Origin of the sequence: Bacillus sp. ATD, from assembly GCF_050585765.1 — a bacterium.
In the GTDB taxonomy this organism is placed as follows: domain Bacteria; phylum Bacillota; class Bacilli; order Bacillales; family Bacillaceae; genus Bacillus; species Bacillus stercoris.
The window spans coordinates 74,984-97,058 of sequence record NZ_JBOBQH010000005.1 but is presented as its reverse complement, the minus strand read 5'-3'; the positions used below and the strand labels follow the sequence as shown (position 1 = coordinate 97,058).

The 22,075-nt window shown below is 36.8% G+C and carries 17 protein-coding genes and 3 pseudogenes; 16 read left to right on the top strand and 4 right to left on the bottom strand.

The window, feature by feature from the left end:
- Positions 1-532 precede the first annotated feature (532 nt).
- The 13 genes and pseudogenes from ACQXR1_RS13455 (at position 533) to ACQXR1_RS13395 (ending at position 15,075) form a co-directional block, all read left to right on the top strand.
- Positions 533-5,299, top strand: coding sequence for an isopeptide-forming domain-containing fimbrial protein (locus tag ACQXR1_RS13455; RefSeq protein ID WP_430772311.1), 4,767 nt, complete (start codon positions 533-535; stop codon positions 5,297-5,299).
- A gap of 6 nt (positions 5,300-5,305) precedes the next feature.
- A complete protein-coding gene (locus ACQXR1_RS13450; protein WP_430772310.1) occupies positions 5,306-5,878 on the top strand; it encodes a class D sortase in 573 nt (190 codons plus the stop codon).
- A gap of 873 nt (positions 5,879-6,751) precedes the next feature.
- A pseudogene (locus tag ACQXR1_RS13445) lies at positions 6,752-6,958 on the top strand (hypothetical protein); the annotation flags it as partial.
- A gap of 214 nt (positions 6,959-7,172) precedes the next feature.
- Positions 7,173-7,697, top strand: a complete 525-nt coding sequence (locus ACQXR1_RS13440) for an NAD(P)H-dependent oxidoreductase (protein WP_430772309.1) — start codon at positions 7,173-7,175, stop codon at positions 7,695-7,697.
- A gap of 502 nt (positions 7,698-8,199) precedes the next feature.
- Positions 8,200-8,522: pseudogene (locus ACQXR1_RS13435) on the top strand (hypothetical protein).
- A gap of 40 nt (positions 8,523-8,562) precedes the next feature.
- The gene (locus ACQXR1_RS13430; RefSeq protein ID WP_430772308.1) at positions 8,563-9,597 is read left to right on the top strand and encodes a hypothetical protein; all 1,035 of its coding nucleotides are present in this window, start codon (positions 8,563-8,565) and stop codon (positions 9,595-9,597) included.
- A 97-nt stretch (positions 9,598-9,694) separates the two neighbouring features.
- Positions 9,695-10,084, top strand: a pseudogene (locus ACQXR1_RS13425) (DJ-1/PfpI family protein); the annotation flags it as partial.
- Positions 10,085-10,546: 462 nt separating this feature from the next.
- On the top strand, positions 10,547-11,344 hold the full coding sequence (locus tag ACQXR1_RS13420) for a dihydrodipicolinate synthase family protein (protein WP_069149004.1): 798 nt from the start codon (positions 10,547-10,549) through the stop codon (positions 11,342-11,344).
- 132 nt (positions 11,345-11,476) lie between these two features.
- Positions 11,477-12,724, top strand: coding sequence for a CynX/NimT family MFS transporter (locus tag ACQXR1_RS13415; protein ID WP_430772307.1), 1,248 nt, complete (start codon positions 11,477-11,479; stop codon positions 12,722-12,724).
- A 47-nt stretch (positions 12,725-12,771) separates the two neighbouring features.
- Positions 12,772-13,668 carry a LysR family transcriptional regulator gene (locus ACQXR1_RS13410; RefSeq protein ID WP_430772306.1) on the top strand — a complete coding sequence of 299 codons (897 nt, stop codon included), beginning with the start codon at positions 12,772-12,774 and terminating at the stop codon, positions 13,666-13,668.
- Between the two features lie 50 nt (positions 13,669-13,718).
- The gene (locus ACQXR1_RS13405; RefSeq protein WP_430772305.1) at positions 13,719-14,351 is read left to right on the top strand and encodes an MOSC domain-containing protein; all 633 of its coding nucleotides are present in this window, start codon (positions 13,719-13,721) and stop codon (positions 14,349-14,351) included.
- 96 nt (positions 14,352-14,447) lie between these two features.
- On the top strand, positions 14,448-14,984 hold the full coding sequence (locus ACQXR1_RS13400; protein ID WP_430772304.1) for a LysE family translocator: 537 nt from the start codon (positions 14,448-14,450) through the stop codon (positions 14,982-14,984).
- Positions 14,899-15,075 carry a hypothetical protein gene (locus tag ACQXR1_RS13395; protein WP_430772359.1) on the top strand — a complete coding sequence of 59 codons (177 nt, stop codon included), beginning with the start codon at positions 14,899-14,901 and terminating at the stop codon, positions 15,073-15,075. The genes ACQXR1_RS13400 and ACQXR1_RS13395 overlap by 86 nt, the downstream gene beginning before the upstream one ends.
- Before the next feature lie 180 nt (positions 15,076-15,255).
- Here ACQXR1_RS13395 and ACQXR1_RS13390 read toward each other — a convergent pair whose 3' ends face one another.
- Positions 15,256-16,284: a fatty acid desaturase gene (locus ACQXR1_RS13390; RefSeq protein WP_430772303.1), complete on the bottom strand. Its 1,029-nt coding sequence runs from the start codon at positions 16,282-16,284 to the stop codon at positions 15,256-15,258.
- A gap of 109 nt (positions 16,285-16,393) precedes the next feature.
- Between ACQXR1_RS13390 and ACQXR1_RS13385 the strand changes: the two genes are divergently transcribed.
- Together ACQXR1_RS13385 and cspC are read left to right on the top strand one after the other, a co-directional pair.
- A complete protein-coding gene (locus ACQXR1_RS13385) occupies positions 16,394-16,555 on the top strand; it encodes a molecular chaperone TorD family protein (RefSeq protein WP_139236140.1) in 162 nt (53 codons plus the stop codon).
- A gap of 243 nt (positions 16,556-16,798) precedes the next feature.
- Positions 16,799-16,999: a cold shock protein CspC gene (gene cspC / locus ACQXR1_RS13380; RefSeq protein WP_013351108.1), complete on the top strand. Its 201-nt coding sequence runs from the start codon at positions 16,799-16,801 to the stop codon at positions 16,997-16,999.
- Positions 17,000-17,759: 760 nt separating this feature from the next.
- Here cspC and ACQXR1_RS13375 read toward each other — a convergent pair.
- From ACQXR1_RS13375 to ACQXR1_RS13365, 3 genes are all read right to left on the bottom strand, one after another.
- On the bottom strand, positions 17,760-18,221 hold the full coding sequence (locus ACQXR1_RS13375) for a CarD family transcriptional regulator (RefSeq protein ID WP_080488105.1): 462 nt from the start codon (positions 18,219-18,221) through the stop codon (positions 17,760-17,762).
- Positions 18,222-19,005: 784 nt separating this feature from the next.
- On the bottom strand, positions 19,006-19,890 hold the full coding sequence (locus ACQXR1_RS13370) for a DMT family transporter (RefSeq protein ID WP_430772302.1): 885 nt from the start codon (positions 19,888-19,890) through the stop codon (positions 19,006-19,008).
- Positions 19,891-20,131: 241 nt separating this feature from the next.
- Positions 20,132-21,013, bottom strand: coding sequence for an AraC family transcriptional regulator (locus ACQXR1_RS13365; RefSeq protein WP_069840358.1), 882 nt, complete (start codon positions 21,011-21,013; stop codon positions 20,132-20,134).
- A 113-nt stretch (positions 21,014-21,126) separates the two neighbouring features.
- On the opposite strand from ACQXR1_RS13365, the gene ACQXR1_RS13360 reads away from it, so the two are divergent.
- Positions 21,127-22,053, top strand: a complete 927-nt coding sequence (locus tag ACQXR1_RS13360) for a DMT family transporter (protein ID WP_306645483.1) — start codon at positions 21,127-21,129, stop codon at positions 22,051-22,053.
- Positions 22,054-22,075: the final 22 nt, after the last annotated feature.

Genomic DNA, 22,075 nt, shown 5'->3' with positions numbered 1-22,075 from the left:
TTAATGCCCATTTACTGCCCAGAATTCATGTTAAATGATGATAATCAGTGTAAATAATACAAACGAGTGCTTTAAATAAAGGCTTTTGTAAATGATAACATGTTTTTGCTAGGTTGAGGGACTCGAATTAACAAAGAAGATACCAAACTATATTGGTATCTTCTTTTGTTTTGCCTCAGAGTTATTAAATCTTTTTATATTGATGATGTTGAATTGTTATCCCATTTTTCAACAATAGAGATGTAACTTGTATGGAATTTACATACGAAAACCACTTATATCTAGTTAATTAAACAAATTTACACAAAAAAGGACGAAATACTCTTTACAAATTACGACAAATACTTGATGTTTTTTGAAGTCCAACCTTATTTTATGACAAATATATGAATATTTTGTCACATTGTAAAAGATTTATTTGTTATATATATTTAATTCGAGAGGAGGTCAAATAAAGAACGAATATTCCGATTCGTGTGAATTTATCGGGATGTAGGTTCATAAAACAATTAAATAATGGGAGTGGGAGTCTATGAGAAAGGGCTTTGTGCCTAAAGCTTACATACTGAATCTTAGGAAAACCCTAATGATTTTTGCAGTCTTGTTATTGATTGCTGGCAATGTGTTGACAGTTTTGCCGAATCATATTCATGCTGAAGATAATACAGAGGTAACTCAAGCTGCAGAAAATACTTGCCCAGCCCCAGTTGCATTGATCAATGGGGGCTTTGAACAACCTAAAGCAAGAAATGCTGGGGATACAGGTTCTCCGGGATCCGAGAACTTTTGGATGTACTTTTACGAAGATGAAGTTCCAGGTTGGGAAACAGATGCATCCGACAACCGGATACAAATTATGCAAAACTCTAATAAATTCATGGTCGGTCCTGCTGATAACAGAAATATTCCTGTTGTTGCCGCAGAAGGAACACAATATGCAGAATTAAATGCCCATGAAGCTGCAATGTTATATCAAGATGTAAATACAACTCCAGGACAAACCATTCATTGGCGACTGGCTCATCGCGGGGAATATGGTCCTGACACTATGCAGATTCGAATAGGATCAGCGAGTTCTTCAGTTGATAAACTTCCAGTTATTCAAAAAATGACCAGCACATATGATAAATGGTATTATTATACCGGAACTTATACGGTGCCTGCAGGACAAACTAAAACAAGGTTTGGTTTTGAGGCAGTTTCAACTGCAAGTGGCAGTCCACAGTTCGGTAATTTATTGGATGATATATTTCTTGGAACAGAACCATGTGTGACGGCAAATAAGTCAGTCTCTCCACAGGGCGAGGTGCATCCTGGAGATGAATTAACATATGCAGTTCAAGTCAAAAACCAAGGCGGAGACGTTGCAGCTGATGCAAGCTTTTCCGATGCAATTCCAGAGGGAACTGAATATGTTCCTGGATCATTAAAATTAATTAACGGTTCGACAACAAAGAATTTAACTGATGCAGCAGATGGTGATGAAGGCAATTTTGATGGTAATAAAGTAAATGTTGCATTAGGAGATCTACCTAACACGACCAACTTGCCTAATGGAATGACTGTACAGTTTAAAGTGAAAGCTAAGACAGGTTATGTCGGCAAAGAAATTTCTAACAAAGCACAAATAAACTATGACAGTTTATTAACGAATACAAGTAAAAAAACTGAATCAAACATAGTAACGACCCCGGTTGTTTTTAAAGATCCTGTACTTGAATCAAAGAAAGCATCTGCTATTAAGGCAAAAGCGGATGGAAACCAAGATGCGGATCACCCAGAAGTTGGAGATACGCTTTCTTACACGATTCAAACCCGAAATACTATTGAAGACAGTCAGGTGAAAAACCTTGCTATTTCAGATGCGGTGCCAGAAGGCTTAGAATATGTTCCGGGCACTTTACAAGTAGACGGCACAGCAGTCAGTGATGCTCAAGATGATGATAAGGGGCAGTATGCTGATGGGAAAGTATCAGGACAGATTGGTAATATAAGCGATACCGAATGGCATAATGTGACTTTTGAAGCGAAAGTGAAGTCTGGTCAAGCAGGAAAGGATATTATCAATAAGGCAAGCATTTCAGGAGATAATATTGAAACTCCGGATACACCGAGTAATGAAGTCAAAGTTTATCCGAGGAACCCTGCTTTAGAATCAAAGAAAACATCGGCAATTAAGGAAAAAGTGGAAGGAAACAAATATCCTGATCACCCAGAAGTGGGAGACACGCTTCTTTACACAATTCAAACACGAAATACAGAAGAAGACAGTGAGGCAAAAGCCCTTACAATCTCAGATACGCTACCAGATGGACTGGAATACGTTCCAGGTACTCTGAAAGTAGACGGTACAGCAGTCAGTGACGCCAAAGACGATGACAAAGGTGATGTGACAGATGGTAAAGTGTCAGGCCAAATTGGTGATGTGACTGATACTGAATGGCATAATGTTACCTTTGAGGTGAAAGTAAAGGCTGGTCAAGCTGGTGAAACGATTAAGAACACGGCTAGCGTTACTGGCAGTAACATCGAGACACCAGATAAGCCAAGCAATGATACTGAGATTTATCCAAGAAAACCGGATGTAGAATCGAAGAAAACTGCAAGCCTTCAGGAAAAAGCAGAGGGCAATAAAGATGATAAACATCCAGAAGTAGGAGATACCCTTCTTTATACAATCGAAACGAGAAACACAATTGAGGACAGTCTGCTGAAAGACCTCGTCATTTCAGATGAACTTCCGGACGGATTAGAATACGTTTCAGGATCACTAAAAGTAGACAATAAAGGGGTCAGTGACGTCAAAGACGACGATAAAGGTGATGTGACAGATGGCAAAGTGTCAGGTCAAATTGGTGATGTGACTGACACTGAATGGCATACTATTACCTTTGAAGCGAAAGTAAAAGCAGGACAAGCTGGTGAAACGATTCAAAATACGGCTAACGTTACTGGAGGTAACTTGGAAACTCCGGATAAGCCGAAAAATGAAGTCGAAGTTTATCCTAGGAATCCTGCCTTAGAGTCAAAGAAAACAGCAAGTCTTCAAGCAAAAGCAGAGGGAAATAAAGAAGAGAATCAGACACAAGTGGGAGATACCCTTCTTTATACGATCCAGACAAGAAACACAGTTGAGGATAGTCTGGTGAAAAATCTTATTATCTCAGATGAACTTCCAGAAGGACTCGAGTATGTTTCTGGAACGCTAAAAGTAGACAATAAAAAAGTTAGCGATGCCCAAGATGATGACAAAGGCGCTATGACAGATGGCAAAGTGTTGGGTCTAATCGGTAATGTGACTGATACGGAATGGCATACTGTTACCTTTGAAGCGAAAGTAAAAGCAGGACAAGCTGACGAGAAAATTGTCAACACTGCCAGCGTCACAGGCGACAATGTTGATAAACCAGACAAACCAAGCCATGAGGTCAAAGTTTCTCCAAGAAATCCCGTCTTAGAGTCTGAAAAGTCAGCGAAGAATTTGGATTCAGATAAAGAGAAGTATGAAGCTGGAGATACGATTGTTTACACGATCAAAACAAGAAATACAGTTAAGGACAGTAAAGTAACTGATCTTGTTATCGCAGATAAACTGCCGGCAGGCTTAGAATATGTTCCTGGCACACTCAAAGTAGATAATAAAGAAGTCAGTGATGCCCGAGATGATGATAAAGGCGATGTGACAGACGGCAAAGTATCAGGCCAGTTTGGCGATGTGACTGATACAGAATGGCATACTGTTACATTTGAAGCGAAAGTAAAAGCTGGTCAATCAGGTGAAAATATTGTCAATACGGCTAGCATTAGCGGTGATAATACTGATAAACCGGATAAACCAAGCTATGAGGTAAAAGTTTCTCCGAAAGATCCGATCTTAAAGTCGGAAAAGTCAGTGAAAAATCTCGATTCAGATAAAGAGAAATATGAAGCGGGAGACACGGTTGTTTACACGATTAAAACAAGAAATACAGTAGCTGATAGTAAAGTAACTGATCTTGTTATCTCAGATAAACTTCCAGCCGGATTGAAGTATGTCGAAGGCAGCTTGAAAGCGAGCAACGGTGGAGAAGCAACCATCAAGGACGGCAAAATCACAGCTAACTTTGGTGACGTGACTGATACCGAGTGGCGTAGTGTGACATTCCAAGCGAAAATTGAGTCCGGATATGCGGAAAAAACGATTAAAAACGTGGCAACCGTTGACGGCGGCAATATCGACACACCAGATACACCGGGAACAGACATGAAAGTTGATCCTAAGGAACCAAAACTAGAATCAAAGAAAACAGCCTCCATTAAGGAAAAAGCTGATGGAAATAAAGATGAGGACCATCCGGAATCTGGCGACACGCTTCTTTACACAATCCAAACCCGGAATACGGTTGATGACAGCCTTGTCAAAGATCTTGTCATCTCGGATTCTCTTCCGGAAGGATTAGAATATGTTGCAGGAACATTGAAAGTGGATGGTACAGCAGTAAGTGATGATCAAGACGATGATCATGGATATTATGCCGACGGTAAGACGTCAGGAGAGTTTGGTAATGTGACCGATACGAAATGGCACTCTGTAACATTTGAAGCAAAAGTGAAGTCTGGGCAAGCAGGTAAAGATATCGTCAACACTGCAAACATCAGCAGTGACAATATCAAGACCCCTGACCAACCGAGCCATGAAGTGAAGGTATATCCGCGAAATCCTGTTTTAGAATCTGAAAAAACAGTGAAGAACTTGGATTCAGATAAGGAAAAGTATGAAGCAGGGGATACGGTAGTCTACACCATTAAAACCCGAAATACAGTATCCGACGGTAAAGTAGAAAACCTGGTGATTTCAGATGATCTTCCAGCTGGATTGAAGTATGTCGAAGGCAGCTTGAAAGCGAGCAACGGCGGAGAAGCAACAATCAAGGATGGCAAGATTACTGCTAACTTTGGTGATGTCACTGATACTGAGTGGCATACTGTGACATTCCAAGCGAAAATTGAGTCTGGATATGAAGGCAAAACGATTACAAACGTGGCAACTGTAGAAGGCAGCAGTATTGATAAGCCAGATAAGCCTAAAGCAGAGATGAATGTTGTATCGAAAGGCTCTGAAACACCAAGCAACTCTAATCCTTCTGATGAGCCAAGTAAACCAACGCCATCAACACCAGAAAAAACAGGTGGAAAGACAAATGCAGGAAATGAACTTCCAAATACAGCAACAAATACGTATAATCTGATCCTAGTTGGTTTGGTGCTGTTAGTAGCTGGAACTGCACTCTGGTACTTTAGAAGAAAAAGAAATGCCTGATGTTGCATGAAGAAATATCTTCCTCTATTCATCATTATTGCTGGACTCGTTTTAATAGGTTACGGAGTCTGGGAAGTGGTGGACATCAGTCATAAGACAGAACAAACATTAGATGAAGCAAAACTTGCACTAAAGAGCCCTTCTGAAAAAAGCGGCGGCTCAGAAAAAGAAGGATTTAAGCCTAAGTTCGGAGAGGCAGTTGGCATTCTGGAGATTCCAAAGATCGACGCCGAGCTTCCGATTGTAGAGGGAACCGATGCGGATGATTTGGAAAAAGGAGTCGGCCACTACAAAGGCAGTTATTATCCAGATGAAAACGGGCAAATTGTTCTGTCGGGTCATCGGGATACTGTCTTCCGCCGAACGGGAGAACTGAAAAAAGGTGATCAATTAAAGGTGAAGCTGCCATATGGAAGTTTTCAGTATAAGATTGAGAACATGAAAATTGTTGATAAAAATGATACTTCCATTATTACGCTGCAGCATAGTGAAGAGGAGCTCATTCTAACTACGTGTTATCCATTTTCATACATTGGAAATGCTCCAAAGCGATATATCATTTATGGAAAGCGGATATGAGAACAAAGATTAGGCTGACGATCATTTTCGTCAGCCTCTTTATAATAAGGAAGAGATTAAAAATTCTTAATCAATATAAATGAAAAAGCAAGGACATTCATTGTTTTGGTCACCATTTTTTAACCATAATTCATATAAACGTATAGAAATGATGGCAAATCAAAATAAGGAGTGTAATGAAAATAAGCTTTCATAACCAGTGATATGGATTTACTATGTTGAGGGCCTAGTGGGTGAATAACCCGTGGAGGTTCAAGTCCTCTCGGCCGCATCAATGATACCAAGGGTTTTGACGCCCTTGGTATTTTTTTGTGTTTATTTTTAAATAATCTACTGCCCACTTACCTAAAGTAAGCCATCTAAAAAAATGTTAGATGTGTTTATGGCTGATGTTGCTGACCTGATTGTACAAAAAAGCTAATTCATAATGAAGTGAATTAGCTTTTTTTCATACGGAGAATTCAAGAGTGTTTCTTAATAAAGTGCAGTAAAGTTTGTTTCTTCTTGAAAGAAAACATATAGCTTCAGGTTTAATTGCCTACTATCCAGTTTGTGTAGTTTTGATAACTGTAGGTGTCTATATCTTGATTCGTACCTTGCCAATCATAGAGGCATATCCAATAATGGTGAAAAACGAAGAGTATATAAATAAATTCGGCTTTAAGCTTAGTAAGAAAGTGAAAAAAAGAATGGATAATATCTAATAAAAGAGCCGAAAAAGGTTCTTTTTTTCATTATGAAAGAAAAAAGATAAAGCTCTCAGTTAATCTTAATTTGAAATAGGTTCATTATATTTTTAAATAAATTCATGTACTAGGAGTGAAAATATGAAAACACATATTATGGGCTACAGCTTGTTTATTATTGATCTAGGTGACCCGATTTTCAAAGGATAAAAATGATAATTCTGAAAAAAAATCAAAGTATTAAACCATATATAATCAACAAGCAACCCTGAAAACAAGGTATTTTTCGAAGCGTTTTTTAATTACTCGGACATAGAAGCGATATGAAACAGTTAAGAAGCATACAATCGAAAAAGGGTTTGATTATGGATTCCCTTCTCGTTCAGATAAAAAGCCAAAAAGATGGAGAATATACTGGGATTATTCTGTTATATCGGATTTCTACAAAACAATGTCTTAAGTCATCATTGATTTTGGTGCCCAATTAGTTGCCCGGAATTCATGAAAAGGAATAAAATAGGTGTAAATAAAGTTGCTATTTTAAAATGAGAATCAATTCATTATCGTAAAAGCAATAACTAATCGGCGAAGAAAGGATAATCAGTCAAATGAAAACATTAGTTATCGTTATACACCCTAATTTGGAAACGTCTGTTGTCAACAAAACCTGGATGAATCGTTTAAAGCAAGAGAAAGACATTACGGTTCATGACCTATACGGTGAATATCCTAATTTTATCATTGATGTGGAAAAAGAGCAGCAGCTCCTGGTAGATCATGAGCGTATCGTGTTCCAGTTCCCAATGTATTGGTACAGCAGTCCCGCGTTACTAAAACAATGGGAAGATGATGTGTTAACACATGGCTGGGCTTATGGAACTGGAGGAACTAAATTGCATGGAAAAGAACTACTCTTAGCTATCTCCTTAGGTGCACAGGAATCTGATTATCAAGCAGGCGGAGAATATAATATCACGATCAGCGAGCTTATCAGACCGTTTCAAGTCACTGCTAACTATATAGGAATGCGTTTTATCCCTGCATTTACACAATATGGGACACTTTACCTTTCGGAAGCAGATGTTAAGAACAGTGCGGAGAAATTGGTTGACTATCTTAAAGCTGAGCATTGATCCGATATTCGCAAGGTAAGCTGAAAACAAATGATGTGTTGTGAAAATAAGGGTTTGTGATAGATTTTAATAAACTTAATTTCAAAGTTACATTGAATACTGAATTCAGGGGAGCATAGAGCGAGGACTTAAAATTAATTAAAGCAGGGCAATCTACATATTCCTTGATGAAATGTAGAGTTCCTTGGTCTCTATGTACCCAGAATTCATGAAAAATGATGAAAATAAGTATAAATAAATGCTTTGAATAAAAGCTTTTGTAACTCATGATATGTTTTTGCTAGGTTGAGGGACTCGAATTCTCAAAGGAAGATACCAAACTATATTGGTATCTTTTTTGTTTTTTGCATCAGAGTGATCAAATCTTTCTATATTGATGATAATGTAATTTCATAGTGAATCATGTCGAAAGAAACTCACCCAAATCAAATAATAATTATGCCAGAATGGAAAATTAGGGAAAAACTGGTAGCAGTGTGACCATGAAAAGTATTTGATTATTATGATTCTTGTTGGTATTACCTTTTTGACAATCGGTACCCCTCTTTCAGTTAACGCAAAGACTATCCACGGAAACATTTCTTGGTATAATGGGGTAGGTAAAGTTGGATATCATGGAGGATTGTGTAACTAAAATCGACGGCGACAACTCCCCTAAAGGCACAAAGATAACCGCAAAATCAAACGAAAAACCTTTAAAGCAAATTACTGTTTATGGGGTGTAGGAACGTTACCTTTAGCTGTGCTTGATGTAGCCCTACTGCTTTTCAAGCCTTAGGTTACAGCACTAGTACTAGTCTCGTAGCCGGGCAATATTCTTATTAGAAGGCATAGTTGCCTGCTTCTTTTAAAGGTGGATGTAAACGTGCAAAACCAAAAAATGTGGGTCATCTTATTTGTTGTAGGTTTAGTTAGTATTTTAATCTTATTTTCAAATGTATATAACGGTCATACAAAACATATAACGTCAAAAATTTCAGAGCCTGATCTTTTGGTTTCATTTACTAATGCACACCTGATTACTTCCTACTACTTCAATGATGATATCCTCCATCAAGAAAAAATGACAGAATATCCTTCAATGACTTTAAATAAAGACCGAAGCACATTATATTACACCAAAAGAGATAAACAAAATAAATTAAATATTGTACGTTTCGAATTAAAAACGGGCAGAAAAGAAATTGTAACCAAAAGTTTTGATTACGCTGACGAACTGCAACTCTCTTCTGATGGAACAACAATATATATGAGAGTAAATCTACCAAACCATCGCAACTTCCATTTGGCCTCACTTAATTTGATCACTAAAAAAACCGCAATTATATTTCCAGATAAATCAAATGAAGATCAAAATGTAGCCTTTTTCCAATATAATTCACGTGAAAATAATCAAATTGTTTTACATTATTCTTTAACCGAAGATATGAAAAATGTTGAAAAAGCAAATCTAACAGGAGACCCGCTAAAACCTCCTAAAACATTCTTTTCAATTATTGGTTCAAAACAAACAAAGCAAATTGGAAGCCTTACTAAACCTATACAAGATGTTGCAATTGCACCAAAAGGCAACAAGGTTTTATTTACGTCTGGCTCAGAATCAGATAATGAGTTCAGAACGGTATATGAGTTAGATTTGGGAACAAATAAATACAAACCTTTATTTAAAGAGAATGGGAAGTTCAAATTACTTAGTCAATCATTTCCTCAATACTCATCTGATGGAAAAGAGGTTTATTTCTTAGGAATTGATTCAAAAGCTAAGTCATACACTGATGAATCGACTGGAAGAGAAATAAAAGAACGAACAATTTTCTCTTACATTATACAGAGTAAAGAATTTGCAAAAAGCTGGGAAAAATCCGATGGAGTTATTAATAACTTTACTGTTTTAAATTAACAACAAAAACATGGTTAAAAACGGTGATACAAGTTCACCTTTTTTGATGATAATTTCTTGGCATCTTTGAGGTGCTATCTTAAGAAAAAAACATACCAAAAAACTTTTACATTTCGTAAAAACTGCATTTCAAAAAGACATTCCAATAGCAGCGATATGCGGTGCAGTGGATTTTTTGGCGAAGAATGGTTTGCTGAATAATCATAGCCATACAGGTAATTTAGTTTACTTATGGAAGGATTATGAACAATATAAACCGATTAGCAGTTTTGTAGAGAAACAAGCAGTAAGAGATAAAAATTTGGTTACCGCAAATGGAACCGCCCCTATTGAATTTACTAGTTTGATTTTAGAGATGATTGATTTTGATACTCCTGAGAACATAGAGAAATTGATGTATATGAATCGTTATGGTTTTTATAAATTTTGTGATAAATATGGAAATCCCTTTGTTGATTCATCTGCGGGAAATGATTTTCCTGAATAGGGGCTTTAATATAATAAGGGAGCTCCTAGACAATAGGGGTTCCATTTTATATTTATAAATGATTATTAAAAGGACGGCATGTGTTGTCGGAAATCATGTTAATTGGTCTTACACCGGTGTCTTTTGCAGTTTTTGGATGGGATCGTCTTAGCTTATGAAAGAAAACACCATACGAAGAAGCCAAAGGTAATGAGAGGAGTAAACCATGTGTTTGCTCCTCTTTTTTTCTGTCTATAAAATGATGTCCTGTGAATTCAATGCGGTTTTTAACAATTTAGTCGGTTTAACTTTATTTTTTTGATTATAAACGATAGGCCGTACCTATCATTTCTATATAAATAATTGAATTGTATTATAAGTTAGGCTGACCTATACTTTTATTGAAAATTGACTTTGTGAGAAACCATCAAGGTATAAGACAATTGTTTAATGCTAATTCCGAAAAAACCACGGAGGTATTGTATGAAAAATTTTAATGTTGCGATTCCAACTCCATTTCATAACGACGAGAGTTTATTTGTAGAAGGTTTTAATGACATTCTGGACTATTTAAAAGAAAATGGGATTGATTCTGTTCTTGTATCTGCTACTACTGGTGAACAAAATTCAATGAGCATTGAAGAACGAATCCAGATTATTCATTATTTTAACCAAAAACAATTCAAAAATGTTGAGCTTATGTTTGGTGTATCAGCAACAAGGACCAAAGATGCCATAACACTCATTAAGGAGCTTGAGGACTCTGTCTTTGACGCCATTTTGATTCAGTTCCCACCTTATATTCAACCAACTCAAAAACAGGCTATCAGCTATATGAATGAGTTGCTGCAACACACAACTAAACATGTAGTGCTTTACAATAATCCTTTTAGAACAGGGTTTGAGCTAAGTGCTGAATCATTTGAAACGCTTATCAATCAAAAACATTCAAATCTTGTAGGGCTTAAAGAAGAGAGCGATGCCAAACGTCATTCAAGTACAAAACTACCGGATGACTTTGTGATGTTCGCTGGTGGTGATGTCAATCTTCCGGAAAAAATACTTAATGGCTGTAATGGGCTGTCCAGTATGGTTGGGAATGTATATCCAAAGGAGATTAAACAACTATTTCATCAATTAATGTTGAATCAACCAGTTGATCTTAGGAAATTAAACGATATCATTATTGAAGTTACAAGCGGTCAAGCAATAATGAATATAAAGAACCACTATAACTCGTTGGGAATAAAAGTAGGGCCATGTCGTTCTCCGATCAATTGATTGTAAGAGTCAAACCAGTGATGATTTCACTGCTCGTAATCTAATTACAGATGAAACAGAAGTACAGTTGAAACAGGAAACATTCTGAAACTGAATGGTGTCATTGCGTGATACGGAGGGTCAATATTGATCATGGGTAATTCACAATTAACAAATTACGGAGGACAATCGCGATTGGATTTAAAGCCTAGGATAGGATGGCTTATCATAGGTATCATCCTAATTGGCGCAAATCTCAGAGCCTCCCTAACATCGGTTGGTCCGCTAATAGCTGCAATTCGTGATGACTTGGGGATTTCTAATGCACTGGCAGGAGTCATAACCACAATACCTTTACTTGCTTTTGCATTTTTATCCCCTTTTGCTTCTCATTTAGCTCGGCGTTTTGGTATGGAGTTAACCCTATTGATGTCCTTAGTGGTATTAACAATTGGGATTGGAATACGTTCTTTTGTTGGAAAAGAAACATTATTTATAGGAACGATTTTAATCGGATCGTCTATTGCCATTGGCAATGTTTTATTACCCAGTCTTATCAAATATAACTTTATGAAACAACTAGGTATGATGACAGGACTTTATGCAGTATCTATGAATTTATTTGGAGCTGTTGGCTCCGGTATAAGTATTCCGATTTCGTCATCTTTAGGTTTGGGATGGTCAGGGGCCCTTGGGTGTTGGGGACTTTTATCTCTGCTCACCATTTTTATTTGGCTGCCACAACTGCAATATCAACAAAAGTCTGTTCAGGTTGAAAAAACAGGAGAGGAAGTGAAATCCATAAGCTTATGGCGTTCTAGGCTAGCATGGAGTGTGACGTTATTTATGGGGTTTCAATCTTTCATTTTCTACACAGTGATTACATGGATACCTGAAATTCTTGAAGAAAAAGGGGTAAACACTCATGAAGCTGGCTGGACGTTGTCTTTAATGCAACTTGCTATGCTTCCTGTAACATTTCTCGTTTCTATTTTAGCTGGACGTTTAAAAAGCCAGCGGTTATTAGTAGCTGCAGCTGCTTCTCTATTAATTTTTGGGTTTGTTGCTATCATGTATGGGGATACACTTCTTATGCCTTTATGGATGATCATAATTGGAATCGGAATTGGATGTGCATTTAGTTTAGCTATGATGTTCTTTAGCCTGCGTACTCAAAATGCGAACGAGGCAGCTGAACTTTCAGGTATGGCTCAATCTTTAGGTTATCTTCTGTCTGCTATAGGGCCTGTTTTATTTGGTTGGTTACATGACGTTACACATAGTTGGACGGCTCCTTTATATATGTTAGTTTTTACTTCAGTAATTGTTTTGATCTCGGGAATAAGGGCAGCGAAAAACGAATATGTGCCAATCAAGGGCTCGAGTTTAAAGTCAATCTAATAGAGACAGACTATAAAGTACTATTCATTTCCTAAAGGAGGCGCGAGATGGAATTAAAACAACTTGAATATTTCTATGCAGTATGCCAAGAACTTCATTTTACAAGAGCAGCTGAAAAAGTAGGAATTTCTCAGCCTTCTTTAAGTCAACAAATTAAGCTATTAGAACATGAAATTGGCACTCCGTTATTTGATCGTATTGGTAAAAAAACAGCACTTACTGAATCAGGAAAGCTTCTCTTACAGTATACTCGCAAAATTTTTTATGAGGTAGAACAGGCTAAGACCTCAATAGATGAATTAAATGGACTTCAAAGAGGGACAATTTTGGTTGGCACTTTGCTGACAGTCGAGGATTACCTGATCACGCCTACTTTACTGAGTTTTCATCAAAAATACCCTGGTGTGAAGGTATCCGTTTTTGGGCTGCGTACCGGGGACATTCACAAACAACTCATAGAAAATAAGTTGGATTTGGGAATTGTATTCTTGCCCATGAAAGGCGATGAATTAGAATCAATTTCTTTATCCACAGAAGAAATGGCTTTTGCAGTGCCTGAAGGTCACCCGTTAGAGAATCAGGATATGTTAGATGTAGAGGTGTTAAAGACAACACCCTCAATTTTACTCCCTCAACAGTATTTTATTAGGAATCTTATAGATGAAGCTTGTAAAGACTTAGGATTCCTTCCGAAGCCGATTTTTGAAATTACAACCATGCAGTCTTTAATCAATATGGTTATGAAAGGGGTAGGAGTAACAATCCTTCCTAAACCTTATTTAGAGTACCTTAATCACCCTCATATAAGAATCATTCCAATTTTAAAACCTAATCTTTCTCGTGAAATTGGAGTTGTGTATAGAAAAGATAAATATTTGAGTGCTGCAACCCATGCTTTTATTAGTGCGCTTAAAGAAACTGTATGTATGTCAAATAACGAGTGAGATCTTGATTGAAACTGGACAAACTAACTCATGGCGATTGAAGGGGTATCATGAATAGACAAATCATTCATTTAGCTGTTGGAAAACCTAAGGAATATGATTGGAATCATCGAAAAGAAATGTCCGCGATAGGCAAGTCGACTGTATCATCTATTGAGCTGAAAAAAGCCGGCATTGTTGGTGATGATGTTGCAAACCACAAATTTCACGGCGGCGTTGATCGAGCAGTATGTTTATATCCATTTGAGCATTATGCGTATTGGGAACGAATGTTTAACAAAAAAATGACTCCGCCTATTTTTGGAGAAAACATTACTGCAACAGGCATGTTGGAAGAACAGGTTTGTATAGGTGATGTGTATAGAATAGGTGGTACCATCATTCAAGTAACACAAGGAAGAGTGCCATGTGCAACTATATCGAAATACAATGAAGAGAGAGATTTTCTGAAGAAAGTGGTTGAAACATGTCTAACCGGTTATTTTTTTCGGGTGCTCCAAGAAGGGACGGTTGATTCTCATTCAGACATAGAGCTTGTTGAAAAGGACCCATGTGATATATCTGTACTTTCTGCCACACAAGTTCTGTTTCATCAAAAAGAGGATCAAAAATCAATTGAAGAAATATTAAAAATCGATGCACTCGCAGAGGATTGGCGGAAACGATTTTTAAAACTGTTGTGAGTTTTTAGCATGGAGTTGTGCAAAAAAGTTGGTTCATTGACATTTAGTTATTGAAATTTGACTAGATGAAATGTGGAATTTTAGGAGTTGAAATTTATGTTTGGAATTCATGATCTTTTTTTGTTTGTATTGTCATCATTTGTTTTTATAGCTGCTCCTGGCATAGACGCTGTGTTTGTATTAAGCAGAAGCATCTCGAACGGCAGAGCTAGTGGTTTTGCTGCATCTGCTGGAATTGCTACCGGCGCTTTTGTTCACACAATACTTGCTACTGTCGGATTATCCATTATCTTAGCGAAGTCGGTTGTTCTGTTTACTGCTATAAAAATAGTAGGTGGGCTATATTTGATCTACATTGGAATGAAAGCACTTCTTAAGAAAAGTGACGGAATAACTTTAAAGGATACAGCTAACGAGACGCTTAAAAAACATTATATCCAGGGGGTTATTACAAATATCGCTAACCCTAAAAACATTCTGTTCTACTTATCGTTTTTGCCTCAGGTTTGCATCAACATCAGGGTCGACTGTGTCATTGTCATTTCTTATATTAGGGAGCGTCTTCGCCGTTATAGCCTTAGTGTGGTACATCTTAGTAACGTATTTTTCAACGATGGCCACAAAAACACTTAAAGACAACAAAAAATTCAATCATATTCTCAATAAAGTATCTGGAACAGTATTTATTGCTCTTGGCTGTAAGTTGATGGTTAGTCATAAATAAGGAGTAGACATAAATGTCTACTCCTTAAAGCAGCCTCCAAGTATATGTCATATCGTCTCCTTATATGAGTGTATTTGGAACTAAAAAAGTGCTGACCTCTGCACAACATCGTTGCGCGAGTCTGCACTTTTATTCTGCAAGATACACTGTCCCTTATCATCGATTATGGGGGAGTTTATTTTAATCCGTTGTTAGCCGCGCTGATACTTGGCTTTTAGAGGCTTTTTTTAAGTGGCTAAAACCAACAAATTTTTTGCTTTCTTCATCCCATAGGCGGAACTTTAACGACTTAAGACTTGTTGCCAGTGTAATGGTCGGGACGTTTTGCAATGGTTCAGTGTTGTTATGCACTTTTTCAAGCTTATAGTTTGGGACTCTTGGGCTTAAGTGATGAACATGATGAAAACCGATATTGCCTGTTAGCCACTGCATGATTTTTGGAAGTTTATAAAAAGAGCTTCCTTCAACTGCTGCTTTTACATATTCCCAATGCTCATCTTCTACAAAATAAGAATCCTCAAACGTATGCTGAATATAAAACATCCAAATTCCTAGAGAGCCCGATATCATAAAAATCGGCACCTGAACCAGCAGGAAGTTCTGCCAGCCAATAGCCCAACTTAAAAGTGCTGCCAAAGCGACGATCCCCAAGTTCGTTACATACGTATTCATCCGTTCTTTGCGTTTTGCCCCTTTTCGATTAAAACGATTGGTAATGCCGAAGACATAAATCGGTCCAATAATAAACATAACAAACGGATTTCTGTACAAACGGTACATTATTTTTGTCTTAGTTGAGGCTTCCTTATATTCCTCAACGGTCAGTACCCAAATATCGCCTGTACCGCGTTTGTCCAGGTTGCTGCTTGTCGCATGATGGACAGAATGGTCGTGTGCCCAATGATCAAAAGGATGCAGAGTCAGAATTCCTGTTAATGTTCCAAGGATTCGATTCGCCTTTCTGTTTTTAAAAAAGGAATAGTGGCAGCAATCATGAAAGATGATGAAGGTTCTCACTAAAAAACCCGCCGCAACGACAGAAATCGTTAATGTAAGGAAATAAGAAATCGACAAGCTTTTATATGCCAAATACCATAACAGGAAAAACGGTACCAATGTGTTAATGATTTGACAAATACTTTTGTGTAAATCGGACTTTTCATAAGGTGTAACCAGTTTTCTCAAAGTCCTTAGGTTTTGTTCTTTCATTTTTAAAAGTTTCTCCTTCCCTGGTGATCTTCTAAGTGTAGAAAACGTTTTATAGCCTTTGAAGGCCCAACGTCATACACCACATATATGATAAGTATTCTTCCCATCCATCTGTGAAATTATTGGAAATAATAAACTGATTTCCAGTTTATTATTAGCAGAGTCAGCCGGGATACAAAAAGCGTATGAAGATTATACCCAGCACTTTATCGGGTCAAACTCTCTCAATGCTCCCCTATGGGAATCGATTTATTTAGACCGTGAACATTGATTGTTTGAGGAAAGAGGTTTTGGACAATGATAATGAAGCAATGAGGGTATCCACATGTTTAACAAATAATGCTATGAGGAAAACGGAAATATTAATTTGCAGTTATTTCCGATTCCTGATATAATAAAGAAGAATTATTTTTGTTCGGTGTAAAGGATAGTATGAATATTGACTTTTCGTCTTGATGATACTTTGGGCAAGGATAGTATATATTGTGTGTTCACACACTAGGAGGCAACAAAAATGGAACAAGGTACAGTTAAATGGTTTAATGCAGAAAAAGGTTTTGGCTTTATCGAACGCGAAAATGGAGACGATGTATTCGTACACTTTTCTGCAATCCAAAGTGACGGATTCAAATCTTTAGACGAAGGTCAAAAAGTAACGTTTGACGTTGAGCAAGGTGCTCGTGGAGCTCAAGCTGCTAACGTTCAAAAAGCTTAATCTTAAATCGTTTATACAAACAGGCTCTTTATATAGGGCCTGTTTTTTTATGTCTATATCATACCCAATAAAAAACCCTACTCAACGTTCGAGTAGGGAGATGCTACAAGGTAATAGAAAAAGATTTAAAACTTCAAAGGTTTGTTTACAGTATAACATACTGGGTTGACAATATGCGGAATGTATATAAATTAATTACTTTTCTTTTCGAATACAACTGCATTTTCATTTTTCACTAACTGCCCGTAAATATAAGTACAAGACTTCATAATCTCAAGTCCTACAAAAAACCATTTGCAGATAACCTCGATAGAAAAAGATATTTTCTTTTCCTGTCCAAATGCTTAGTAGCCGTTAGTCGGGACCAATACTATTTTAGCGAGGAAGCAAAAAAAACAGTGGATATAAGAAATTCTTAAAGATAGAGTGGAAATTGATTCATTTTTCTTCTGGAAATAATCACTTAGAGATACCTAAAACAATGGAAGCCCTACCTCTCTTCCATCCTTACGGCTCCTTGTCCGTGCCAGTGTGAATCAGGATTATAATAGCTAAGTGACTATTTTATCAAGTTTTTTGATAAAACTTCAAAAGTTCGTAGAAGAAATTTAATATAATAAAAATGGATTAGATTGTAGAATAACAAAAGAGGTTAATACTCTAAAAGTAAGTTGAAGAAGTTGAACGTTTTGAAATGGATTTACTTTTTTAACATAATATTATTGAAAATTCAGGATATTCATGCAATACATAATTAACCTTAGCAGAAACTTTTTATTTGTTTTTCAGTGATTCCTTTAATTACTTCCAGTTCACTAATCAAAAATTCATATGCGTTTTCCAACATTTTTTTTTCGCTTGAATTAAGTGCTTTTTCTTTCTTCATGCGCATTAAATCACGTACAACTTCAGCGCCTTCTTGTATTTCACCCGTTTTTATTTTGTTCGTGTTTACTATATACCTTTGCTTCCACGGCAGTAACCTATCTGATTCTCCATGCTGAAAAATGTGTATAATGTGTTTTAATGCACGGATATCAGTAACTGGTCGTATACTTGAACTCAATATTTTACGCGTTGGAATCATAACTGTCATATTACTGATTGACATTCTTATGACATAATACTGTTGTTTTTCCTCTAAGAATTCTTTTTCTTCTATGGCTTCAATTATACCTGCTCCGTGCATTGGATAAACAATGTTATCGCCAATTTGAAACATATCATCCACCTCCATATATGGTAACCTTCTTAAGATTACCATATATGGAGGTGGAATATCAAACTTTTAATAATAACATGATCGAATTTTTGGTGTCAATAACTTTTTTCAAAAAAACAGATTAAGCAAAAACAACATCAAAACAATAGGGAGCGTGTCGGATTCCCAATAAAGGAAAGGTCAAGTGACCCGTGTATATCCTGAAACCTCGACTTATTAACATAGATCAGTTTTTCATTGAAAATGAGTTATTCAATCTCCCTTAGGAATTCATGACTTGGCTCATAAAAAAATGTTGGTATGAAATTAGACAGGCGGTTACTTTAACAGACAGGTTACCAGTGGCATGTTTGCTAATCGATATGGGCACAAATTTAATCATAAATTTCTAACAATAATTCGTGGATAGAGAGTGCAATGAAAACAAGCTTTCATAACTAGTGATATGGTTTTAAATGTTGAGGACTTAGTTGGTGAATAACCCGTGATGGTTCAAGTCTCTCGGCCCAACCAATGATATCAAGGGATGAAGACCTTGGGATTTTTTTGTGCTTATTTTTAAATGATCTACTGCCCACAAACGGCCACTTACTTCATGATGCATGTTCACTTATCTTGCGGACAGAAAAAGGTTTGCTGACAGGGAATTTGACAACCATCAAATGAGTATGGAGGCGAGAAGAAAAATAAAGAAAGAAGATATTATAAATGAAGACAAAGTAAAGTGGAAAGAAACAAAGTTAATTGAAAAGCAAACTATATAAAATAGTTTGCTTTTTTTTGGTTATGAATTCACTTCTTTTTCTTTCTCTTTAATCACTAATAAAACACCGCTAAGAATTAAAAACGAACCTATCCAAAATGTCCCGCCTATTTGTTCTCCCAGCAGAAGCCACCCAAGTAATGTTCCAACCAGAGGCTGAAAAAAGAAAAAGAGGCCTCCACTTGAAGCGTTTAATAGCTGTAACCCGCGATTCCACAATAAAAAGGCACAAGCTGTTGAAACAATTCCCAAATACAGAAGACCACCTAGAATTTTAGGGTCAAGCAGTTGTGACGTAAACATAGTGCTAGGTTTTACAAAAGGAGTTAGCGCCACAATGGCAACAAAAGTTGAATACGTTGTAACAAGTATAGGTGAATAACTGCTTGGAACGCGTTTGATCAGCACTGACATAAGTGCCCATGTAAGTGCTGCAACAAGCAGAGAAATACCGCCAAGCTGATGAGATGTATCAATATGTCCGTTTCCCACAATACATAATACACCTATGGTCGCTAAAATAATTGAGATTCCTTTTTTGATAGTCAATGGTTCCTTGAGTAATAGACGAGCGAATATAACCATAAACGCTGGTGTTGAAGACGTAATAATTGCTCCCATTTGTGCTGTAGACAACATCGTTCCATATTCTTGTGTAACAATTGAAATCGTGTTGCCAACAATTCCAATGGCAATTATTAATAAAAGGTCGCGTTTATGAATTTTCCAAGATTGTCTCTTTATGAAACCAATGATTAGAAGTGCAAGGATGGCGATGACGTACCTCATCCAAACCAATTCAAAAGGCGGAATCACTGCGACAACAACCTTAACCACAACATACATGCCACCCCAGATACTAGCGGCTAAAGCTAAATATATAGAACCTAACAAGGTATTTTTCATTTTTTTGTTCCCTCCGTATTTAAAATTAGGTCATTACATGCCCTAACGGAGAGAAGTAGTCACTTTACTCCATTAAGGGCGGAGAAGTGCTACTGGAACATCATTTTCAAATAGTGGAGCTAAAAACATGTTGATATCACCTCGATTTTTAAGTTGTTTCTCATTATACAATGCCGTTTTTAAAACCGTAAACACTTTAAAGGGTACCATTAACAGGAACCCCATTTCTAAACTTTATAAATTAATGCTTCGTATGAATTTTTTTGTATGTTAATGGTGTCATTTTCATCGCTTGTTGAAATTTACTTATAAAATAACTGGTACTGTTAAATCCAACTTGATAAGACACTTCTGTCACATTGGAGTCAGGGTGCTGCAGTAATAATAAGCTTTTTTGAATTCGATAATTCATTACATAACGTAATGGCGTTTGATTCAGCATTCGTTTAAAATAACGGCAGCATTCAGAACGGCTCAGTTGGCCAGCTTTTGCAATGTCCTCTAATGTGATTTTTTCAGCAAAATGGAGATGGATCCAATTTAACATTTGTTTCATTCGATGGCTTTTTATCATTTCAGATTGATCGTACTCCAATTGAAAGCCATTAATGACCAGGTTTTTCCACATTAACGTTAATTGCATGGTAATGTCAATCTCATAAAGTGATGTCTTTTGTTGAATCAATTGATTTATTTTTTTTACAGCTTCTAGAATGTTTTTTGCCCAATGTTGATTTCCGTCCAAATATAAATAGGATAAATTGGTTGAAAACATATAGGGCTGAACATAGCTTGAATAAAGTTCTTGAGATAAAACGAAATGGGGTGACACATTTAAGCAAATATACGTACAATCCGAGCCATCCTTTTCTTCTGCCATGTGCAGGCAGCCACTATTGATAAATAATCCATCCCCTTCTTGAACCACTATTTTTTCTTCATTTATTTGAAAGACAGCTATCCCTTTTAGTATCAAAACAAATTGAATTTCATCATGCCAATGAAGCGGAATATAGCCATTTATATTTTGATTGATCCTTGTCTCGTAACAGGCAACCGGTAATTCTACCGTCCGGTGCTCTGTTAATTCTTTTAAATTTTGATCGATCACAAAATTCTTCATTCGGACATCCCCACCTCAATATATTTATATTTTTTTATTATATTTGAGTATTTTTTATAAAGGTATGCATTTATCATAACACTATTATTATATTTATTAGTGAGGAGTCATGTATGAATACTTCCAAAAGAGGAATGGGATTGTTCTATGTTATAACAGGGGCTACATGTTGGGGAATTGGAGGCACGGTAGCAAAAAAACTTTTTCAAGACTATCAAATTGATGTCAATTGGCTTGTAACGACACGCTTGCTTACGGCTGGAATGCTACTTTTAATGCTTCAATTGTTCAGAAAGGACCGGTCTCAGGTTATTGGGGTTTGGAAAAACAAAGCGTCAGCTGGTCAGCTTCTAATTTTCGGCTTATTGGGAATGCTTGCTGTGCAGTACACATATATGGCATCCATTCAACACGGGAATGCTGCCGTTGCTACATTATTGCAATATTTATCCCCAGTAATCGTTATTATCTACTCGCTTGTGCGAAAACAAACTGTTCTTACTAAACAAGATATCATTACTGTTGTACTTGCTTTAGCGGGTTGCTTCTTTTTGTTAACAAATGGGTCAACGTCTCAACTTTCAGTGCCGGCAGCTGCAGTAGTATGGGGAGTTTTATCAGGATTCGCGGCAGCTTTTTATACTTTATATGCCGTTGGTTTATTACATAAATTTGATTCTCTTGTTGTAGTGGGGTGGGCAATGATAATCGGCGGTGTTGCATTGAGCTTTATCCACCCGCCATGGCAGCTGGATTTTCAGCGTTTACCCGTTGAGGCGTATGCATATATCTTATTCGTGATATTATTTGGAACAATGATTGCGTTTTGGTTCTTCATAAAAAGCTTGGAAAGCCTTTCTCCCAAAGAAACAAGCCTGCTTGGCAGTCTAGAGCCTCTATCAGCAGTTGTAACAACTGTCGTTTGGTTAAAAGCGCCATTTGGTTTTTTTCAATGGGTCGGTGCTTTCTGTATTATTGGGATAACTTTAATATTGGCTTTAAATAAAGAGACTTCTATGCAGAGTAAAAAGTCGATATGAAAGATTAGGAATCATGCAAATC

Excerpts from the sequence above, each read along its gene's own strand:
- ACQXR1_RS13405 (WP_430772305.1), top strand. The coding sequence starts at position 13,719 with ATGAATAGACAAATCATTCATTTAGCTGTTGGAAAACCTAAGGAATAT.
- ACQXR1_RS13390 (WP_430772303.1), bottom strand. The coding sequence starts at position 16,284 with ATGAAAGAACAAAACCTAAGGACTTTGAGAAAACTGGTTACACCTTAT.
- ACQXR1_RS13450 (WP_430772310.1), top strand. The coding sequence starts at position 5,306 with ATGAAGAAATATCTTCCTCTATTCATCATTATTGCTGGACTCGTTTTA.
- ACQXR1_RS13440 (WP_430772309.1), top strand. The coding sequence starts at position 7,173 with ATGAAAACATTAGTTATCGTTATACACCCTAATTTGGAAACGTCTGTT.
- ACQXR1_RS13410 (WP_430772306.1), top strand. The coding sequence starts at position 12,772 with ATGGAATTAAAACAACTTGAATATTTCTATGCAGTATGCCAAGAACTT.
- ACQXR1_RS13455 (WP_430772311.1), top strand. The coding sequence starts at position 533 with ATGAGAAAGGGCTTTGTGCCTAAAGCTTACATACTGAATCTTAGGAAA.
- ACQXR1_RS13365 (WP_069840358.1), bottom strand. The coding sequence starts at position 21,013 with ATGAAGAATTTTGTGATCGATCAAAATTTAAAAGAATTAACAGAGCAC.
- ACQXR1_RS13415 (WP_430772307.1), top strand. The coding sequence starts at position 11,477 with ATGGGTAATTCACAATTAACAAATTACGGAGGACAATCGCGATTGGAT.
- ACQXR1_RS13360 (WP_306645483.1), top strand. The coding sequence starts at position 21,127 with ATGAATACTTCCAAAAGAGGAATGGGATTGTTCTATGTTATAACAGGG.
- ACQXR1_RS13375 (WP_080488105.1), bottom strand. The coding sequence starts at position 18,221 with ATGTTTCAAATTGGCGATAACATTGTTTATCCAATGCACGGAGCAGGT.
- ACQXR1_RS13420 (WP_069149004.1), top strand. The coding sequence starts at position 10,547 with ATGAAAAATTTTAATGTTGCGATTCCAACTCCATTTCATAACGACGAG.
- ACQXR1_RS13370 (WP_430772302.1), bottom strand. The coding sequence starts at position 19,890 with ATGAAAAATACCTTGTTAGGTTCTATATATTTAGCTTTAGCCGCTAGT.
- ACQXR1_RS13400 (WP_430772304.1), top strand. The coding sequence starts at position 14,448 with ATGTTTGGAATTCATGATCTTTTTTTGTTTGTATTGTCATCATTTGTT.
- cspC (WP_013351108.1), top strand. The coding sequence starts at position 16,799 with ATGGAACAAGGTACAGTTAAATGGTTTAATGCAGAAAAAGGTTTTGGC.